The sequence below is a fragment of the Brevibacillus borstelensis genome (assembly GCF_003710865.1).
Taxonomy (GTDB): domain Bacteria; phylum Bacillota; class Bacilli; order Brevibacillales; family Brevibacillaceae; genus Brevibacillus; species Brevibacillus borstelensis.
The window spans coordinates 1-20454 of record NZ_RHHO01000007.1; the positions used below are offsets into that span (position 1 = coordinate 1).

19 protein-coding genes are annotated in these 20454 nt (G+C 50.0%); 4 read left to right on the forward strand and 15 right to left on the reverse strand.

What is annotated here, in order from left to right; all coding sequences use genetic code 11:
- Positions 1–65: 65 nt before the first annotated feature.
- The 4 genes from EDM54_RS03300 to EDM54_RS03315 all read right to left on the reverse strand — a co-directional run bounded on the left by EDM54_RS03300 (position 66) and on the right by EDM54_RS03315 (position 5857).
- Positions 66–479, reverse strand: coding sequence for a S1 RNA-binding domain-containing protein (locus EDM54_RS03300; RefSeq protein ID WP_003391231.1), 414 nt, complete (start codon positions 477–479; stop codon positions 66–68).
- A gap of 280 nt (positions 480–759) precedes the next feature.
- On the reverse strand, positions 760–1254 hold the full coding sequence (locus EDM54_RS03305; RefSeq protein WP_122957763.1) for a VanZ family protein: 495 nt from the start codon (positions 1252–1254) through the stop codon (positions 760–762).
- 123 nt (positions 1255–1377) lie between these two features.
- Positions 1378–4626, reverse strand: a complete 3249-nt coding sequence (locus tag EDM54_RS03310; protein WP_039071021.1) for an efflux RND transporter permease subunit — start codon at positions 4624–4626, stop codon at positions 1378–1380.
- Entirely contained in the window at positions 4619–5857 is a 1239-nt protein-coding gene (locus tag EDM54_RS03315; protein WP_024985369.1) for an efflux RND transporter periplasmic adaptor subunit, read from the reverse strand. The genes EDM54_RS03310 and EDM54_RS03315 overlap by 8 nt, the downstream gene beginning before the upstream one ends.
- 290 nt (positions 5858–6147) lie before the next feature.
- Between EDM54_RS03315 and EDM54_RS03320 the strand changes: the two genes are divergently transcribed.
- From EDM54_RS03320 to EDM54_RS03335, 3 genes are all read left to right on the forward strand, one after another.
- Entirely contained in the window at positions 6148–6840 is a 693-nt protein-coding gene (locus tag EDM54_RS03320) for a CoA transferase subunit A (RefSeq protein WP_003391224.1), read from the forward strand.
- 37 nt (positions 6841–6877) lie between these two features.
- Entirely contained in the window at positions 6878–7534 is a 657-nt protein-coding gene (locus tag EDM54_RS03325; RefSeq protein WP_024985370.1) for a CoA transferase subunit B, read from the forward strand.
- Positions 7535–7745: 211 nt separating this feature from the next.
- Positions 7746–8453, forward strand: a complete 708-nt coding sequence (locus EDM54_RS03335) for an alpha/beta hydrolase (protein WP_003391219.1) — start codon at positions 7746–7748, stop codon at positions 8451–8453.
- On the opposite strand, the gene EDM54_RS03340 is transcribed toward EDM54_RS03335, so the two are convergent.
- The gene (locus EDM54_RS03340) at positions 8394–9614 is read right to left on the reverse strand and encodes an MFS transporter (protein WP_122957764.1); all 1221 of its coding nucleotides are present in this window, start codon (positions 9612–9614) and stop codon (positions 8394–8396) included. The two genes, EDM54_RS03335 and EDM54_RS03340, sit on opposite strands and share 60 nt — an antisense overlap.
- Before the next feature lie 117 nt (positions 9615–9731).
- Between EDM54_RS03340 and EDM54_RS03345 the strand changes: the two genes are divergently transcribed.
- A complete protein-coding gene (locus tag EDM54_RS03345; protein ID WP_122957765.1) occupies positions 9732–10628 on the forward strand; it encodes a LysR family transcriptional regulator in 897 nt (298 codons plus the stop codon).
- 190 nt (positions 10629–10818) lie between these two features.
- Here the strand turns inward: EDM54_RS03345 and EDM54_RS26180 are convergent, their stop codons facing one another.
- From EDM54_RS26180 to EDM54_RS03395, 10 genes are all read right to left on the reverse strand, one after another.
- Entirely contained in the window at positions 10819–11112 is a 294-nt protein-coding gene (locus EDM54_RS26180; RefSeq protein ID WP_141334292.1) for a hypothetical protein, read from the reverse strand.
- Positions 11113–11370: 258 nt separating this feature from the next.
- Positions 11371–11622 (reverse strand): hypothetical protein, encoded by a 252-nt coding sequence (locus EDM54_RS03355; protein WP_003391210.1) that lies wholly within the window; start codon positions 11620–11622, stop codon positions 11371–11373.
- An 11-nt stretch (positions 11623–11633) separates the two neighbouring features.
- Positions 11634–12407, reverse strand: coding sequence for a hypothetical protein (locus EDM54_RS26745; protein WP_148040226.1), 774 nt, complete (start codon positions 12405–12407; stop codon positions 11634–11636).
- A 139-nt stretch (positions 12408–12546) separates the two neighbouring features.
- Positions 12547–12978: a hypothetical protein gene (locus tag EDM54_RS03365; protein WP_024985374.1), complete on the reverse strand. Its 432-nt coding sequence runs from the start codon at positions 12976–12978 to the stop codon at positions 12547–12549.
- Positions 12979–12982: 4 nt separating this feature from the next.
- On the reverse strand, positions 12983–13633 hold the full coding sequence (locus tag EDM54_RS03370; RefSeq protein WP_171505715.1) for a polymorphic toxin type 47 domain-containing protein: 651 nt from the start codon (positions 13631–13633) through the stop codon (positions 12983–12985).
- A gap of 372 nt (positions 13634–14005) precedes the next feature.
- Positions 14006–14626: a pentapeptide repeat-containing protein gene (locus tag EDM54_RS03375; RefSeq protein ID WP_122957766.1), complete on the reverse strand. Its 621-nt coding sequence runs from the start codon at positions 14624–14626 to the stop codon at positions 14006–14008.
- Between the two features lie 12 nt (positions 14627–14638).
- Entirely contained in the window at positions 14639–17074 is a 2436-nt protein-coding gene (locus EDM54_RS03380) for a hypothetical protein (protein WP_122957767.1), read from the reverse strand.
- Between the two features lie 297 nt (positions 17075–17371).
- Positions 17372–18022, reverse strand: coding sequence for an alpha/beta family hydrolase (locus EDM54_RS03385; protein ID WP_122957768.1), 651 nt, complete (start codon positions 18020–18022; stop codon positions 17372–17374).
- A gap of 92 nt (positions 18023–18114) precedes the next feature.
- Entirely contained in the window at positions 18115–20064 is a 1950-nt protein-coding gene (locus tag EDM54_RS03390; protein ID WP_122957769.1) for an insertion element protein, read from the reverse strand.
- Positions 20033–20308, reverse strand: a complete 276-nt coding sequence (locus EDM54_RS03395) for a hypothetical protein (protein WP_122957770.1) — start codon at positions 20306–20308, stop codon at positions 20033–20035. The genes EDM54_RS03390 and EDM54_RS03395 overlap by 32 nt, the downstream gene beginning before the upstream one ends.
- Positions 20309–20454: the final 146 nt, after the last annotated feature.

A 20454-nucleotide genomic window follows, 5' to 3' on the forward strand; every position in this document is an offset into this window, starting at 1 on the left:
CTGGGCGCACCAAGAAAAAAAAGACGGGTGCTCCCGTCTTTTTCCTGCTCTGATATGGTTAGGCCCTAGTAGCCGCGTTTTGCGTTCTTTTTGTTGATCGTAGCAAGGTTCTCCTCACTGTGCTTCAACCATTTTTTCATCTTGTCCTCGAAGGAAGCTGCGCTATCGCGTCTTGAATTGCCCCCGCGGTCGCCTCCACGAAATCCACCCCCGCGACGCTCTTCACGCTCTGGACGCTCCGGCGCAGGCAGTGCGGCGCGAACCGAAAGCGAGATCTTACCTGCATCATCAATGGAGAGGACTTTTACTTTGACCTGATCTCCTACGGAAAAGTGATCGTTGATATCTTTGACAAAACCGTTTGCTACTTGGGAAATGTGGACTAGCCCCTGCTCGGTTTCGCTGACTGCTACGAACATCCCAAACGGTTTAATTGCTGTCACTTTTCCCTCGATGATGCTTCCCACTTGTACTGCCATTCAGTTTGCACTCCTTTTATCATTTCCCAAAAATGGTGAGAACCTCTACTAGAAGCCTCATTACATTAGTATAGCAGAGATAATCAATGACTGAAAAGCCTATTCTTTCTAGGAACGCTCTATTACCAGCTTACCCCGTCTGGGATGATCGGTAGAATGCTCCTGCTATTCCGATCTCCGCTATTTTTTTATTTGGCAGCAGATGCAATCATTGGTTCCACTCCCATCTTTTCCTCCAGTCTGTCCTTCATCCTAGGATGGATAACACTTTGCCATTTTATCACCTTGTTTTTCGGCTTCTCCAAAGCGACCATACGGCAATGATCAGCAGCATCGTACTCACGCCGATCCCATCCAGGACTACATCGGCGACCTGTCCGGTCCTGTCAGGGGTAAACGTTTGATGCCATTCGTCCAGCACGGCCACAGCCAGGCTTAAAAAAGCGCTCCAGGGCAAAGCCACCATAGCAGTCAAGCGCTGACGCAATACCCGATACCACGCCGCCGCCAAAATGGCAAATACAGAAAAATGCGTTCCCTTGCGGAGAAAGAACTCAATAACCCCTGCTACTCCATTATTGTCAATACTGATCTCTTTTTTTCCATACTGAAAGGAAAAATCCTGCCAATTTTCTGAAACCGTCCCTTCATCGACAAACTTTGAAATCGTACCGCGAATATCCTGCTTCCCGTACGGTGTCGATGATGAGATGAACAATCCCGCAAGTATGCCCACCAGCAGGATGATCTCAAGCACTCGTTTCGCTCTTCCCACTTGCCTCCTCCTTAACGCCGCTGCCTGTCTTATGCTGCTTTTCTTTCTTTTATCATAACAAAATATAGCAGCGGTCTGCCGCCAGCATGCAAGTTGTTTGTGAAAACGAGAAAATGCCAACCGCTATTGGTTGGCATCTCGCGGCGAAGCCGACAAGGGCAAGAAATCTTCTTTGGACAGCTCTCTCGGTCTCTCCGAAGCCGGCTGTTGCACCGAGTCTTCATACGAGTAAGGCTGCCCGTCCGGACTCTTTCGTTTCCGACCTCGGCTATCCAGACGGCGCACCTTTTCATTTTCCCACCAGGTGTGCAGATGCTGCCGGATGGCGGGAACGCTCAATGGCTGACTGTACAATCGTCGATACTCGGAACCGAGATAGATGGCCGGTGTCAGGACGATGACGGCGTAGATGGCCAATAGCGTTCCGATCAAAAGAGCAGCCGCGAAGGGCGCGTGCAGATCATCCCCGTTGCCAAGTCCGCAGGCAAACGGCAGGCAGGCAACTGTCAGCGCTGCGAAAACACTGATCAGACCCGGGACAGACCTCGCAGCCTGGGCTCTGATTCCATCCAGAAGCGTTTCAGCGTCCTCTTTTGTTTCAGCAAGCCGGTTCAGGAAGATCACGGCTTGCTGCACCATGATCGCGGCCGCGGCAGCAATGCCGTAAAAGCCCATCACGTTCAGCGGCCGGTCAAACAGCAACAGGCCGAACATCACGCCGCCGGACAGCACAGGCAAAAGGGCAAGCGCAATGATACCGTCACGCATTCTGCGCAGAAGCAGCATGCTTGCCACTAGTATCGTCGCGATGGCGGCAAAGCCGGCGAGGAAACGTCCGGTCGCGTCTGTGTCATTTGTTGCCTCTTCCTGCTCTTTTTTCAATTCGGAAGCGCTTAAAATGCGATACCCCTCCGGAATCGGCGTTTCTTCCTCCATCTGGTGCGAAATCGAGTACGAGATGCCCTCAATCCAACTCTGTACGGAAACGGCGCTGCTTACCAGAAATACGTAATCGCCGTCCTCTCGCTGATAAACAGGCGGTTCATCCGTAAGCGACCAGTCGGCCAGCTCCTGCAGGCGAACGGCTCCCGCCGGAGTGCGGATCAAGATGTTTTTGACCTGGTCGGCATGCTCCATCCAGTTGTCGGGAAAGCGGACTGTCACCGGAACGCTCTGGCTGTTCCAGGTCATATTTCCCGCCGTCTGCTTTCCAAGATAGCTCTCCATCTGCCGCCGTACTTCGGCCTCCGTCACGCGGTAACGGGCAAGCACATCCTGTTTCGGTTTGATCGCGATATACGTACCTGTCGTACCGGAACCGAGACGCTCATCCGTGATGATTTCCTTGCCGTCTTTATCCAGCCAGCGCATTTCCTGCAAAAAGCTGACGACCTGCATCGCGATGCCTTTGGTCGTATGGAGAGACGGCCCCTTTACCGTGACCTCCAGGCGGGTCTTTTGATCATCCGAGACGACCATGGCAAACGGATCGGTACGGGGAATCTCCCTCAAGCTTTTCTCCAGCTCTTTTTCCAGGTCAATGCGGGTCCGCGTCCATTCGTCCTTCTCTTCCAGCTGAAGATGGAAAATTAGATTTTCCTTGGACGCCACCGTATAGACATCCCGTACCTCCTCGAGAGCCAGCAGACGCTCTTCCGCTGCTTTGGCAGCCTGCATGGCTTCATCGATGGTGCTGCCCTTGATCATCGCCAGGGAGAGTGTCTTTTTATGTCCGTCTGTTTTGCTGTACGGATCGACCGGCACAAATGAATGGAACAGAACCACTGCAATCAAGGAGACAGCCAACGCTATTCCAAATGGCAAAAATCTTTGCCCGACGGTTCGCTCCCAGCGGGAAACCAGATACTTTGTCCACTTGCCGCCTCTCCCCTGACGTGCTGGTCCAAAACCTTCGGGAAGCCAGGCAGCAATCAGGATCGGAACGATAAAGCCGTAGACGCCCAGCATTACCACCGTACCAATCAGCGTTACCGGCAGCACGTCATGCAGGAGCGGCAGGTCAGCAGACTTCATGATATCTGTCGTCATCAGCCCGGTCAGGCAGGCTGCGAGAATCACAATCGCAAGCAAGACCGGCTTCATCAACTCTCTTGCGTGATTCAGGCAATTCTCCTGGGAAGGAACCCCTTCCTGTCCGATCCGGTGAAAAAGCGGTACGCCCGCTCCTGCAAACAAAACGGCAAACAGCGCAACCGGCCCGATCGAGGTGAGCGTGAGCGGTATGCCGCAAAGCCACATGCCTCCCAGCAAGGCTCCCGTGGCCATAAGCTGGGACAGAAGAGACAGGCTTCCTGCCATCAGGCTGCGGAGGATGATGCCCACAGCAAGCGCGGTGCCGAGTGTGAGCAGCATAACCAGCCAGCCTGTATCACGAACAGCCGCGGTCAATTTGGCGGCAAAGTCATCCGCCAGGTCAATCTGGTACCGCCCTTTCGCCGCATTGTTCAATTCGCTGACCGTATTCATCACTTCAGCCCGGATCGAGGGAAGCTGGGAGCCTGCTGCTCCGTACACCGTGATACCGACAGCAGGCTCTCCTCTGTATACGTACACGGATTCCCCCTTGCTTCCTCTGAGGTCGCGGATGTCAACGAGCGTCTTCAAGGGGATGTAGCCCCGTTCGGTAGAGATGAGCTGTTTCCCCAGTTCCTGTGGACTCGTCCACTCCGCAGACCATTGAAGGTGAGTCTGATCCGTTCCTGTTCCGACGCTGCCGACTTGTTCCCGGGCAGCTTTTCCCTGCATCTGGCCGATCACATCTCCGGGGGTCAGTCCGTATACCTGCAGCATCGATGGACGGAATACCAGCTCCATTTCCTGACGGAGGCTGGTATTGTCTACTTCCACACGCGCCACTCCCGGAATCGCCCCGATTTTTTCGGCCACTTCATACCGGGCCGCGTCAGAGATCGTTTGTACATCGGAGCCATGCACAAGATAGTAGCCAACGCGATCATCCGCCAGGTTGGACTGGCTAAGCTTCCAGTCGCTTACGGGGAGAGAGGCGGCCAATTCCCGCAGCTTGCTCTCCAGCTTTTCCCGGTCGTCCCCAAACAGACTGTTGCGTGTCTTGACCGTGATCATTGCTGAACCGGCCTGTGCTCTTGCCGATATTTTCAGGGCGAGACCTGTGGAGCGGATCGCCTCCTCAGCGGGTCTCGCCACTTTTTCATCGACCATCTCCGCGCTCATGCCTGAAGCGGTAAAACGAACCGTATACTCCGGCAGTGGCCGGTCGGGGAAAAGCCTGATCTCCATGCGGAGCGCGGCCCCCACGGCCAAAAGACAACAAACCAGCGCCAAAAGCTTGGCCAACGCAGGCCATGTAGAAGCAAACGTCCGGTTATTCATCTTCCACCTTCACCGCCTCGCCGTCCACCACGTAGGATAGTCCGGAGGAGACGATCTGATCCCCCTGCTGCAATCCTTCCAAGACCTCGTAATGGGTTCCGTACAAATTGCCAACCTTGACAGGCTGCTTTTTAATCGTGTTTTCTACAATTTTCATGACGTAGTAGGACTCCTCGGCAACACCTACGCTTGTGACGGGTACAAACAAGGAGTTGTTGGTCTTTACCTGGTAGACGCAGGTTACGGCCATTCCGCCTCTCCAGTGGTCCGCTTTTTCCCGGACAGTCACTTCCACCGGATAGGTGCCGGTCGCCGTATCCATCACAGGCGCGACAAAGGAGACGACCCCCTCCGCCTCCGTACCGTCCGCTGCCTTGACCACCACCGTCTTGCCTTTCTGCCAACTGCCGATCTGCCCGCTGTCCACTTGCAGCTTGACCAGCCACTGCGATGTATCCACCAGACGGATGACTTCGCTTCCCGGTCCGGTCTGCTCCGACTCGGTCTGCGCAATCGACGCAACCACTCCGTTAAAAGGAGCCTTCAGCACCGCGTCAGCCGCTTCCTGACGAGCTCGCGTCAACTGGACATTGGCCTGCTGGACTTCTGCGTTGGCCGCTTCGATCTCCAGCTTGTCGGCGCCTTTTTTCAGCTCGTCATAGCGAATCTGCTGTTCCTGGAAAGCAATTGCGGCCTGCCTGTCGGCAAGTGCCAATCGATCCAGCTCATCCTTGGCAATCGCGCCATTTGCATACAAAAGCTGTGCCTGGGCGTGCTCTTCGGCAGCCTTGGCAGCGTTCTGCTTTGCTTTTTCCACCTGCAGCCGCTGCGTCTCCAGCTCATGCTGCTCGGGTCCCTGCAAGGTCTTGGCGCGGCGGACGCTGGCACTGGCTACTTGCCCCTGAGCGGCAGACACTTCCTGCTGGAATACCGACGTATCGAGAGAAGCCAGGGTTTGTCCCGCTTTGACCTCGCTGCCCTTTTGCACAAATATTTGCGCGATTTTTCCCGAACGTGCAAATGAAAGCGAGAGTTCTTTCAAAGGCGAGATCACGCCGGAAATTTCCTGTGTCAATCCGTCTTGCGGCGGTTCAACTGTATAAGCGTTTACGGTCTTTACCTTGATGACTGTCTCTTCTTCCAGCCGCTTCAAACTTTGTACGCTCTCACTCAGCTTCCCGCACCCCGTCAGCAACAGCGCAACCAGCGTGAGCCCGATCCATTTTTTCATTCCATCAGCTCCTGCTCAAAACTTTTTTTCCCTAAAATGAACATAAAATGACAAAATATATTTTACAGAAGGGTCGGACTATTTGTACCACTTTTCTGTCATTTTTTATTTTTCTTTATTAATCTCCGGCTGCGTTCGTCACTCGTTTGTAACTCTTCCTGTTATTATAGTAGAAAAAGTGGAAATCCTCACGCTTTTCAGTTCGCAGCATCTCCGTTTTCAGAGGGATTCCATTTTTGACAACGCTTTCAGCTGTGTGCAGTTCAATTTTGATGGTGGGAGTGAGCTTCATGGCAAAAATCTACACGTCCTACGCGGACATCGTGGCTGACATCCACGACGGAGCCACCCTTTTGGTCGGCGGCTTCGGTCTCGTCGGAATTCCTGAGAATCTGATCATTGCTTTGCGAGACAAGGGCGTGAAGGACCTGACTGTCGTCTCCAACAACTGCGGCGTGGACGACTGGGGTCTTGGCCTTTTGCTCAAGGAAAAGCAGATCAAAAAGATGGTCTCTTCATACGTTGGCGAAAACAAGGAATTCGAGCGGCAGTTCCTCTCGGGAGAGCTGGAAGTGGAGCTGACGCCGCAGGGTACACTCGCTGAACGGATTCGGGCAGGCGGTGCCGGAATTCCCGCCTTCTACACCCCTGCTGGAGTAGGAACACCAGTCGCAGAGGGCAGAGAGACCCGCGACTTTGGCGGCAAGGAATACTTGCTCGAATATGGCATCACAGGCGATTTCGCCTTGGTCAAGGCGTGGAAGGCAGACAAGATGGGCAACCTCGTCTTCCGCAAAACGGCTCGCAACTTCAACCCGATGATGGCAGCTGCGGGGAAAATAACGATCGTCGAGGTAGAGGAAATCGTGGAGACGGGCGAGCTTGATCCCGATCACATTCACACGCCGAGCATTTACGTGCAGCGCCTGATCCAGGCCCCCTCTTTTGAAAAGCGGATCGAGCGCAGAACGGTGCGTCAATAACGGGAGCCACCCAGTATGAACGAAGGAGGACAACGCTATGTCTCTTACGCGTGAACAAATTGCGATGCGCGCCGCCCAGGAAGTGCAGGACGGCTTTTATGTAAATCTGGGAATCGGCATGCCGACGCTTGTGGCCAACTACATTCCCGAGGGGATGACCGTCGTGCTGCAGTCTGAAAACGGACTGCTCGGGATCGGTCCCTACCCCACTGAGTCCGAGGTAGACCCCGATCTGATCAACGCCGGAAAAGAAACGGTCACGGCAATACCGGGCGCCGCTTACTTCTCCAGTGCCGAATCGTTTGCCATGATCCGCGGCGGCCACATCGATCTGGCCATCCTCGGCGCGATGGAAGTATCCGCTGCCGGCGACCTCGCCAACTGGATGATCCCCGGCAAGATGATCAAGGGCATGGGCGGCGCCATGGATCTGGTGCACGGCGCCAAGAAAATCGTCGTGATCATGGATCATGTGAACAAGCACGGCGAGCCGAAAATTTTAAACGAGTGCGCCCTGCCATTGACCGGAAAAAGAGTGGTCAATCGGATCATCACCGACCGGGCCGTGCTGGACGTGACCCCGGAAGGTCTGCTGCTGGTGGAAGTAGCGGAAGGCTACACGCCGGAGGATATTCAGGCCTGCACGCAGCCAAAGCTGTTGGTGTCCAGCGTGTTAAAAACAGTCAAGGTCTAGGCAAAGTGAAAGCCGCCGTGAACATATCCCGGCGGTTTTTTCTTGGCAAAATGGATGCGATTTCTACGGGGCTGCCGCGCCGTCAGCGGGCAAACGGAAGAAATGAATCCGACCTTGTACTTACGCTAAACCAAAAAGCGGTTTTCCATTATGTGTATAATAACAAGAGAAAAACATTCGCTTTTTACCGGATCGGAAAGGAGAATTCCCGATGATGCCTGCTGTCGGTTGTCTTGTTTTGCACGGATTCGCTGGAGATATCCGCGATGTACTCCCCCTGGCCAACGCTCTGCGCGCCGAAGGGTATCACGTAGAATGCCCCACACTGGAAGGACACGGGCTGGACAGACGGGTACTTGCCAAAAGCACGCGCAAGGACTGGCTGCGTTCCGCAGACGAAGCCTACAAACGCCTTTCCCTGCGCGCCCAGGAGATCATCGTGATCGGTTTTTCCATGGGCGGCCTGCTCGCCATCAACCTCGTCCACCGCTATCCGGCGCGGCTTTTGATTACCATCAATACGCCTTACGCCTACTGGGATGTCGAACAGGCGCTTGCTTATTTGCGCGAGGATTTTTCTTCCCACTCGCGCAGGTATGTACAGGGACTGGTCAAAATTCCTGTCCGCAGCATGCTGCAGTTCCGTCAGTTGCTTGCCGAGACGAAAGCGATTCTGCCGCAGGTTTCGATCCCTTACGTCCTGCTGCAGTCGCGCCGGGATGACACTGTTCAGGCTCGCAGCGCCGAGCATTTGGCCAGCAGCGTTTCCCCCTCTTGCGCTCCACATATCACCTGGTATGATCGTTCCGGTCATATGATTTTTCACGATGCCGACCGGGATGACGCCATTGCCCGGGTTCTAGCTGCGGTACGCGAGCACTCTCCTGCTCCGCCACCCGAGGGAAACGAGAAGCAATGAGACGCCCATGCCCGTGAACAGCAACGGCAAGCCTGCCCTTTCCTCTACCCAGAAGGCAAGCATTGGCCCTAGCGCCGCCCCCAAATCGGTCATGACCGAATAGACCATCATCGCTGACGAACTGTTTTCCCGGCGAGACGCGTCATCCGCCGCCAGTGTGTCCATGACTGTGGTCAAAATGGTGGCGGTTACCTGTATTCCAAGCAGAGCCAGCAAAAAAAGCGGCAAGGAAAGGCCCTCTGCGACACAGATGAAAAGAATGGACGCTGCCAGCATCGAAATGACAAACAGCTTGCCGCGTCCGTATCGATCCGACAGCCTTCCAAACCAGGGCGCCAGCCACGGTTCCCACAGCCAGCGAGCTCCCTGCACCGCTCCGGAGATCACCGCCGAGCCGATCAGAATTCCGCCTATCACCATCGCCGGATGAAAAAGCTCAATCAGCCTGCTGAGGGTAGCCGTAAACATGCCCTGGTAGCACATCGCGACAAATAAGCCGGTCAACATCGTTGCCGCCATCCCCTTTGGCCAACGAAAAAGAGAGACAGCCTCAGACGATGGGGCCGAAGACATCCGCGGTTCTTTCACGAACGATGGCCGAATGGAGAAAAGCACCGGGAAAAACGCAAGCAATGAGGCACCTGCAAACACGAGCGCAGCCGTCTGAATGCCGCCCCATGCCGCCAAAATGGCTCCGAGGACCATCCCGACCAGACTGCCCAATCGATACAATCCGTTGTAAAGCCCCATGAAATGCCCTCTGTTGCCGTTATCTGCGACCTCCACGATGAGCGCAAATGCCCCCAGCCTCAGAAACGTCCAGGCAAGCCCCCATACCCCCCGCATGATCAGCCAGAGCCAAAAGCCTTGAAGCGAATAGGCAGCGGTGCTGACAAAGGTGAGCGCGACAGCCAGCAGCAAGCCGGAGCGTCCGCCGGAGCGCTCGTACCATTTGCTGACCAGCGGATTCAGCGGCACGCGCACCAGGCGATTGATCGAAAGAAGCACCCCTACTTCCCAAAGAGATTCCAGCCCTGCCTCTTTCCAATACAGCGGGAGAACGACGTACAGCATCGAGTCTCCCAACAAACAGAGAGCCGTCACGATTGAGAGCATGACGACTTCTTTTTTTCCTGTTTCTCTACTCCTTGAATGATCCATGCCGTTCCCCTTTACTTTCTCTGTCTTCTCTCTATACACTACGAGGTAGAATCAATCAGTTCCAATACATATTTTCGCCTGATTCATAAACAAAATGGATGATTGGAGAGAGAGCGTATGAATCTGCATGCCCTGCGCATCTTTGTCGAGGTGGCTTCCAAAGGAAACGTGACAACTGCGGCCGCTTCCCTGTCGATTAGCCAACCGGCGGTATCCGCACAGATTCGCAAGCTGGAAGCAGAGCTGGGAAAACGGCTCCTGGCCCCGAAAGGCAGAGGCATCGTCCTTACTCAGGAAGGACAATTTTTGTATGCGCGGGCACGCCGCATCTTTGATTGGGAAAAAGAGCTGGAAGCGGAGTGGGAAGACGTCAAGTCTGGCATGCGCGGCCGGCTGCGGGTCGCCTCAACCTTTCTGCCCTCGCTGTATTTTGTTCCCGCCTGGCTGGCCTCTTTTAAACGACGTTATGAGCAGGTGGAGGTGGAAATGCGCACGGGCAATTCCCAGCAATCGCTCCAGCGCCTGCTCCGCAATCAAGCTGACGTCGCCGTGATCACGAACGAGTCCTGGGACGACCACCCTGTCAGAAAAGAGCTGATCACGAATGTAGAATACTGGTTTGTCGTGCCTCGCGACCATCCTCTCGCCGGTCAGGAGGTTCCCCTGAAGGTTTTGATGCGGGAGCCGTTTCTGCTGAGAGAAACGGGCAGCTCTACACGCGAAAAGCTGTTCTCGCTCTGCCGGGAGCATGGGGTCGCCCCGCCGAGAGTCGGGCTGCAGTACCACGGCTTGGTTGAATCCATTCAATCCGTCAAGGCCGGGTATGGCGCCATGCTGGCACCAGAACCGGCTGTCAGCGATTTGGCGCAGCGAGGGGAGGTTGGCCGCGTCCGTATTACCGGCGTTGAGATCGAGCGTCCGGTATACATATGTACACGGCTGGAGGATGAAGAGATTGGTCCCATTGCTGCGCGCTTTCTTGACCTGGTTCTTGGCAGGAATGTTGACCACTAGCTTTAAGTTTGACTGAGCTGGATTTTGCAGGCACCACAAAAAGTTGCACGATGTTCCTTTCATCCTATTTATCGCTTTATGTACGGAGAGAGTTGCAAGCATATTTGAAAAAACTGCCAGGAAATCAACATAACAAAAAACAGGTCTATTATGGCGGTATCTGACCATCATTGACCTGTTTTTTGTTATGCTATTGAATAACTTTCTTTTGTTCTGGATTAAAATAGAACTTGTCAGCCACATCAATCGATCCTCCGGTTGCGGACCACTGGGAGGTCGTGTTGGTCACGACAGCAGGTGTCGCCCTCACGGTGGGCGGCGTGTTCTTTCCACCGCTGCTGCCGTTTGGCGTCTCGATCCTGGTCGGCGAAGGGATATCCGGTGTGATCGGGTACGCCTTTGGCATGCGCGGCGACGAGCTGCTGCCCCATTTTCCCGCATCGACGACCGCGTCAACGACGGTGGTAGTCGCGACGTCTTTCACAGTATCTACAACGGTGTCAATGGCCGCCGCTGAGCGAAGACAACAAAAACAGGTCTATTATTGCGGTATCTGACCATAATTGACCTGTTTCGTGTAACGCTATTACGTTAAATAGGGATACTTTTTCCAAACATTCTGTACGTACATCAATATTCGTGAATACTTCCTACAGATAGAACAAAGATTATGTTGGTGATGATGAGGTAAAGTGGTTCGTTCGGCACTGGGTAGCCGCCCCTCTATGCTAGGGAGTAATGATTATGACTCAAATGTAGCTTTATCTGGAAATACTCCCCCTTCTTTATACAAACATCTAGCCAGTCTTTGAGCCGCCCTGTCAAAATAAAATTTCGATTCGTGGGTTGAGTTTAATACTGGTTCAATTTCCCTAATAGTTTCGCTCTTTTTGTTCAATTCAATTTTTCCCAATATTTGCTCGTTCGGCCCAAAATGATAAACAACCTTCTCCTCATCCTCATAATCTTTCAGCAATAGTACAAATGACGCCATATTGATACCTCCTAAGGTCTCCATACTCTCCCTGATTTTTCAGCGGCAGAATGTGCTTTTTCGTAATCCGTCTTAAACATACCTTCAAATTTTGATTCAAAAATTTCGTGATTAAGTAGTTCAATATCCTTTTGAGTATGTGTACCATTCTGTAACCTCTGCCATGCTTGAGCAATTTCATAATCAGGGTCGAATCGTCCATACCCACTTGATTTTGCATGTTCTTTAATAAATACATGTTCCTTAATCCGTTGAATACGCCACTCCGGTATACCAGTATTCTTCGCAATGGTACTAACATCTGATGTAGAATTTCTTATTGAGTCATACATTTTGATAGCTTCTTCTTCTTGACGAAGCCATTCTTTCAGGGACAGTTCTCTACCACCAGTCTGAATTTCACTCGTCCCCTTGGAAGAAAAATACTGTAAATCAATAGGTAACAAGAATTTTGATCCACTCTGCTCAGCACCACTCTTCACCACAGCCTGCGCCGTTTCCTGCCCGGTAGAATACGCTTTGTTTAGTCCAATCGATCCGCCGGTCACCAGCAGCGCCCCGATGGCCGCAGCAATTACCGCCTTGCGGTAATTCACCTTTTCCCCACGCGCCCGGTCATCCATCACGCTGACCGCAAAGCCTTCGCCTGCTCCCGCCGTTTTGCTCCGCAAGACCGTCGTTGCCAAGCTGCGGGAGATCGCACTGCCGATTTGCAGGAAGCCCTGGCTGATTTGTGTGCCTGCTTTTCTCGTGAACCCTGCGACAGCCCGGACAGGTGCCGTCATATTTTTCATCGTCAAAAAATGGTGCATTTCGGTATAAAAAGAGGCTCATTCCTTCTCATTGTTCAAGTTGGAATGCGCCTTTGAAAATTAATCTGCATTTTCTTCCCCGTCTAGATATAGAAAGTATGAATTCACCAGTTCAGTTTAATTTATTTAGGGATTCTATTGCCGATCCAGCAACCTCTATAACATACCAATTTACAGCAATTAGGAAATCCGATTTTTCATTCGATACAAAGTACTCCATACCATATGAGTTTTCCATTAATTCTCCAACCAATTTGGCATCCTTTACTACAACAACTGTATTCCTATCACGACTTTCTTGATCAAAGAAAATGTAAGCAGGTTCACTCTTTAAGTATTTTGAGTATGAAAACTCGTTTCCCTCCAACGGAATAGTCAGAGTTTCTTTCCCAATCGATAAGTGTCCCGTAATTTTAAAAGGAGTAAAAATGTCTATTACTCTGTTAATGTATTGTTTAGAATCTTTCTCATCCAATATAACTACTTCTATACCTAAATTTTTACCAACTTCAGCTAATTCCTGAGTATTTGGTTTAACATTCATAAACTCATCTCCTTGTTGCTGGAACATCATCTATAAAGATATGTCCCCTAATTCTATTAGCGCCTTTTCCGGGTGTTTGATAACCTATGTGAGGTTGATGAGGGCCTTCCCCCAAAGCTCCATTAGGTTTAACATTATTCCATTCTGGTATATCCATGTTTACACTTGCACCTCCAGGTCCTGACCACTCTACAGGCACACTTTTTCCGTTTATATCTTTCCCCCACTTTGTTACTGTAAATTGATCTCTAGAAAGACCTGTACGCTTAAATGCTTCATCAAGTCCATCTTTATAAGTTTTGCCAGACCCACGTAAATCTACATCTTTTTCCGGATCAAACTTCCAGTTATTACCGGTTAAATCTTCCCCCGTCCCTTTGAGCTGCATCCGCAAATCCACAGCTCTTGCCGCCGCAATCTCTTCATCCGTCAAAGTCGTCGGTACGCCATGTTGTCTCAGAAGATCGTAAGGGTCGCCCGTTCCCTCACCTCGCAGCACAGCCTTCAGACTATCCTCGGCCTGCTCAGCACCACTCTTCACCACAGCCTGCGCCGTTTCCTGCCCGGTAGAATACGCTTTGTTTAGTCCAATCGATCCTCCGGTCACCAGCAGCGCCCCGATAGCTGCCGCAATCACCGCTTTGCGGTAATCCACCTTTTCCCCACGCGCCCGGTCACCCATCACGCTGACCGCAAAGCCTTCGCCTGCTCCCGCCGTTTTGCTCCGCAGGACCGTCGTTGCCAAACTGCGGGAGATCGCACTGCCGATTTGCCGGAAGCCCTGGCTGATTTGTGTGCCCGCTTTTCTCGTGAACCCTGCGACAGCCCGGACAGGTGCCGTCTTTTTCACTGTCTGCATGGATAAAAAACAATGGACAATATAAAAAAGAGGCTTTCCCCCTCATGGTGTAAGTTGGAATAAGCCTTTGAAAGTTTATTAAGTGTTTGGAAGTCTTTATGGTTTGTTAGTCGTATTGTATGATCTACCCTTAGTGATGTTAAGGGCTTGCGTATCTGAGTGTATTCCTTAAATTCTACTCTCATTATTCAAACTATTATCTTGTAGCCATTTCCTGGCTTCTTCACCTACTAGAATTACTGGTTGTTCTGGCGTCCCAATATTGATGCTTTTTATAAACGCCTCTTCTATTCCCCGAATTCCAGTTAATTTAGCTCCTTTTAATAATACTCTTTCAAACGTAGCTAATCTTATATCAGCATTACTTAAAATTGCGCTACGAAAATCCGTCTCATCAAAAAGACCAGCTATTAAATTAGCGTCTGATAAATCAGCTTTAACAAACAGCGTTTCAATACATTCACTATCAGCAAGTCTAGCAGCTTTAATATTGGCATTTGTGAAATTCACATACGAAACATTAGATTTACAGAAATCTGCTCCTTCTAAATTTGCTGATATAAAAGTTGATGAACATAGTAAAGATGATGAGAGATCTTTATGATTTAAATCCATGCCATCAAAGATACAAGCTGTAATATATGCTTGGTCTAGTGGGTACTGGGTTAAATCCATATTTCGCAAATCTATCTCATCCAAACCCAGTTTTTCACCTTGTTCTCCAATAGTTTCAATCCAAAGACGGTGCGATTCTAATTGAACGAGAATTTCTCTTTTATCAGTTGTCATACCTAACCTCCCTTATGGATACCAAATAATCCTATCTGATATTCCAGCTTCCTCTACTGCCCCTTTTAATTGCGCAACATGTTCGGGAATCATGTCACGCGTATCCACAATTACATTATAATTTTTATCCAGTTCTTTATTAATAGCCTTCATTCCGTTACTTACTGTAAATGCCCCTTTCTTAGGTGATGTATGACCATTCGGATAAGATACGAAACTTTTAACATCCCATTTTACATTATTTGTTATATCAATAAATTCTGCCCCACCATTACCTTGTGGATCACGTATAATCTTCCCTAATTTGCCTTGTTGCTCCAACTCGAGTCCTATCTCTCTTTCTTTCAAACCTTGATCCCTAATTTTACCACCATGAGAAGGATCGCCTGCTAAATCGTCAAGTTCCTTCTGAGTTCTTCCTCCGGTATAATTTCCAGCTTCATCATAAAGGCTTACCTTACTACCACCATTATCTGTCCCTTTAAGCTCCATCCGCAAATCCACAGCTCTTGCCGCCGCAATCTCTTCATCCGTCAAAGTCGTCGGTACGCCATGTTGTCTCAGAAGATCGTAAGGGTCGCCCGTTCCCTCACCTCGCAGCACAGCCTTCAGACTATCCTCGGCCTGCTCAGCACCACTCTTCACCACAGCCTGCGCCGTTTCCTGCCCGGTAGAATACGCTTTGTTTAGTCCAATCGATCCGCCGGTCACCAGCAGCGCCCCGATGGCTGCCGCAATCGTCGCCTTGCGGTAATCCACCTTTTTCCCGCGCGCCCGGTCATCCATCACACTGACGGCAAAGCCTTCGCCAGCCCCCGCCGTTTTGCTCCGCAGGACTGTCGTTGCCAAACTGCGGGAGATCGCACTGCCGATTTGCCGAAAGCCCTGGCTGATTTGTGTGCCCGCTTTTTGTGTGAAGCCTGCGACAGCCCGGACAGGTGCCGTCTTTTTCACAGTCTGGACGATGGACTGCATTTTGCTGCCCGTCGTCTTCGCTACTGTTCGCAAGCCGCTTCCCACGTTGCTTGCCAGCTTCCCGATGCCTTTCCCCGTATTTCGTCCGAGGCTGGCCACTGCCCGGTACACACTGCTGTTTTTCACGGCATTTCCTGCGCTGCTGGCGGCACTTCTTACATTCTTCGCCACAGACGCTGCGCTCTGGGCCAGGCGCGTTTGCCCGATGCGTGCTGTAACTGCTCTCAGAGCGCCGCCTGCTTGCTTCGCTGTGCTTGCCAGAGCGCTGCGAAGAGCATTCACCGCCTTGCCTGCCGCGCTCGTTGCCGACCGTACCGCATTTCCTGCTTGTGTTCCCAAGCGGGCTGCGGCACGGCCAACCGAGGTTTGCCGCACCCATCTGGCTGCCGCCCCTGCCGCTTGCGCTCCTTTGCCAACGGCGGTCCGGACAGCGCTGGTAGCCCGGCTCGTCAAGGCGGACGCTTTGCCAAGGGCATTTGCCACCGGTTTGAGGCGAGCGACTGCCGTGGCCGCTTTGCCGATTAAAGCGCCAGCACCAAAGCCCGCTGCCGACAGTACGCCGCCAAGCGCCATTTCCCGCAGCAGCTCATCGCCGCGCATGCCAAAGGCGTACCCGATCACACCGGATATCCCTTCGCCGACCAGGATCGAGACGCCAAACGGCAGCAGCGGCGGAAAGAACACGCCGCCCACGGTGAGGGCGACACCTGCTGTCGTGACCAACACGACCTCCCAGTGGTCCGCAACCCATTTTCCTGCATCGACGACCGCGTCAACGACGGTAGTCGCGACGTCTTTCACAGTATCTACGACGGTGTCAATAGCGTCCTTTACTGTTTCCTTTACGCTGTCCACGGTGGACTCCCAAAGCTCCAAGCCTTTGTCGAGCGCTTCGGAGGCTCCGCCGATCAGCCAGTCCCAAAAGCCTGGCTTGCCCTCTTTTGCTTTCAGTTCGTCGCCTTTCCCAACGGGGTCGCCGCTTTTTGGGTCAAGATCGCTGGCTGTAGGATCAAAAGGAGCGCGGGTGTTTTCATGGGCTGGAGTACCGTGCTCCGGGTCTCCGCCTTTGCCTCGGTCATCTCCACCTTTGCCTAGGTCGTCTCCACCTTTGCCCAGGTTGTCTCCACCTTTGCCCCGGTCGTCTCCGCCTCTGCCCAGGTTGTCTCCGCCTTTGCCCAGGTTGTCTCCGCCTTTGCCCCGGTCGTCTCCGCCTCTGCCTAGGTCATCCCCATCCCCGCGCAAATGGCCCGGTATCCGCCCGTCCCACATACTTTCCGCATATGTCGCGTACATGATCCTGAATCTCATCAGCTCGTCGGGAGGTGCCCCAGCTCTTGCTGTTCCGCCCGAAATCGCATCATTTCGCTCATCTGCGCGCAGCATGTTTGGCTTTGGCTTGTCTGCCGCATACGTGGCCAGCGGCAGACAAAGAATCATTGCCAGAATCAATAACAAATAGTGCTTCCGAATCACCAGTGCTCCTCCTTATTTCTCCGGACATTCCTTTTTCTGCAATCGTTTCTTTTCCATATGGTAGTATTTGGATGAAAAGGCCACATGCAGCAAAAGTATGAAAATCCAGTGGGTACAACGGAGCAAGAGGAGGGCTCTTATGCCTGCGAAACAGGAAAAAGGCCGGAGATTAGTCTAACGGGTTCGGTTTTGGGGTGCAAAAATAGAAATGACGTGGCTTTTGGTAATTCATTTGGTAGAATTGTTGGAGTGAATTTAAAGAAAAAAGCTCGGTAAATTGCCGAGCTTTTTGTCATATCAATGAGAGTCAGATAAAAACTCGTTGATTCTTTTCAATACCTTTTCTAAAGTTATGATGGAATTCAAAGTATTAGTTGGTTCAATGTCTAAAGAATGATTAGCATCGGGGATTCTTTCTATTTTAATATTTTGCTTAGTTTCAATTGCTTGGATTTTACTGGTAATAAAATGACTGTCTCTTTCACCTATGACAATAAGGGCAGAATGATTACTCATCAATAAAGCTTCAAAAATTGTATCCAGCTTTAATAATGGCGTAAGCAAAATCAATTTTGAATTCAAATAATTATCGTTTTTCATAAGCTTGTTGATGATAGGAATAGTACCGAGTGATTTTCCTAAAAAAACGGTATTTAGGTATTGTTGACTTTTAAGAACTTCGGTAATGACAGCAATTACATCATCATAAATAATATTTGTAATATCTTCCGTTGAAAGTTTGAATACATCTTGTCCGTAGGAATAATGGACGTGGACAACATCATACTGATTTTGAAGCATTGTCATTGTCGAATAGTAAAATAAAGGTTTCTCATACGTGTAACCTGTTCCAGAAAACATAAAGCAAACCACTGAACTTCCGTTTTCGATATGTGTGTATCGAACTTCTTTTTCATTTACAAATGTCGTTTTTCGATTAACCTTCATAATAGCTCCCCTTTTGTATCCTCTATTTGTTCTATTTTACTGTAAAATTGTATTTTTTCCTAAAAAAACCATCTAAACAATGCAAAGACGGTTTACTTGAAATAGATAATATCCTTCATGGAAAAGCTCTTATTCGTCAAACCCAAGCTTTGAGCAGGGGTTACTCTATTGTCTCCCCATTTATATGTCATACAGAAGTTATAGTACGTTCGAAGGATAGTGACAGCATACTGAGCATATTTCGGATTGAAGTTTGCATAGATATAGCTCTTCCCGTCTCCACGAGCAGTAACCAAAGGGCGTTCAAGGATTGAGATTCTTCTTCGCATCAGTTGCATGAAGTTATTAACTGCATAATCGTTGACCTTCATTAACATGTTGGCAACGTACTTCGTTTCTAATGTTGATATATCCGTTGTACAATCGACCCAACGATACCCTTGGTCTTTCGTGGCGAGGGGATGTTCCAAAGGATTCCTCGCCCAACGATAATAGTCATTACCACCGATATGAACCGTTTCGTGGAAATGATGATGTTTCAGGATTTCCACTAATTGATGATATGCCAATGCTGTAATAGAGCGGAACGTATAGCCCTTGCTTGTCCCCCAAGCCTTTAAGTCACGGATAGATTGTTCATATTCGGTATATGAGTCTCGAAGGCTTTTCCCTCGGTCAATTTTACATAAGAAATGGTGTGTTACTCCTTCTCTTATTTCTTTTGAAAACACTCGATATATGGCAGACATCAGTGAATAATCTTCATCAGTTACAAATCTCCATTTTTTTGTTTTTAGTATTTTTTGCAGATGCCAAAGCTGGGCAATCGCGGTGTATGTTGCGTTCACATGAAGTCCATCAATATACCTTTTTCGATTGTCAAACTCCTGTCGTTGACTCATGTATGCAGACGTTGATTCCGTATCATGCGGAGTGGGCGGTTGTGGTGCACAAGAGAAACGAAGCCGTGCATTTTTGCGAGCAAATTCGTGAAGGTGGTCTTCACATAGCTCTTTCGTATCTCGCTCAATGTCATCTAATGTAATGTCCCAATCATATGCAACATCTGCACGAAACACATATCGAGAGTCAACATCTGCGGTAACGACAATATTGGTTTGAGGCTTTTTCACTTCAATCATGTCGTAAAACTTTGAACCGTGTCCTTTTTTTCGAACATTATTTAGATTGTATTGCAACTTGTCGGTGTTGAGCCAAAGAGAATCAAATTGTTTGTTTTGAAGCGGTACTGATTCGTATCGCTCTAAGAACTCCAAGCACCTGCGATACATCCATTCCAACTTTCGGTAATAGGTATCAGAACTAATTTCTAATATCTCACAAACCCGTTTAACTGGCGTCCTGTTGAGTATGAGAGCTACGTAGGTGGGTAGGATATCGTTTCGCTGTTGATGATACGTTGTTGTTTCTCTACGTTCAGGAAGGACATTAGTTATCTTTTTACACGTCTTACACTGCCACTTCTGTGATTTTCCACTGCTTTTACCTCTACGATAAAAGTGATTGGGAGTGGCGAATGGAGTTATATCGTGTTTTAAGCATGAACCACGATGGAATTCATACTCTGGCTCCCAATCCTGAACACGGTCATGAGTAGCTAATCGTTTAATTTCCTCTGCGATAGACCAGTTGGACAGAGCATTCGTCGTACATTTCCATGTCATTTTTCCAATGGTAGTTGTCGGGTCTGGATTACACACAATAGCATGACTCGTACCTCCTTTTGCTCCTGAAAGTCGGTAACGAGACGGTTTCCCTTTCGCGGACTCGAATCGATGCTGTTCAAGACCAAACCATTTACAGTAGGGGTTGTCACAACGATTCATTTGAATGTTGTGATATTCTCCCTCATAGCCTAATGAAACCGTTCTAAATAAAACGTCCCTATATTTTTTCGCGAAATCAACAGGGGCGAGCAGGGGATAGTCTGCCTGTCTCGAATGTATTTCACTATCGGATATAGGACGTTGAATCTCTATAATACGGTCATCAAGCACCGCGAGACGTTTCAGTTTCGTCAAGTTCTAATTCCTCCGTTTCATCCAATAACAGTACCTTGGACAAGGCTCTCTTGTTTCGCCTTTTGCCATGTATCCAATCGATAAATTGCTCGTCCTTTAGGATGTTTTTCAAGAATTGGTCCACACACTCATCTTCTGAGTAGCCCGTGTATTCAGCATAGTATTTTACGATATCTTTTGTATGCTCTGATACTTTCCAGTTTGCTTTTATATCTAAATTTGGCTTTGGTTTTATAAATTCCATGTACGATTTCTCCTTTTAAAATGACATTCGAATTGACATAGATTTTGACATGAGTATTCCTCTCTTCATAAATTATTTCCAGTTCGTTAAAACTTATACATTTCCCTGCCAATATCCGTGTCATTTTTCAAAAAAATCCTTTGATA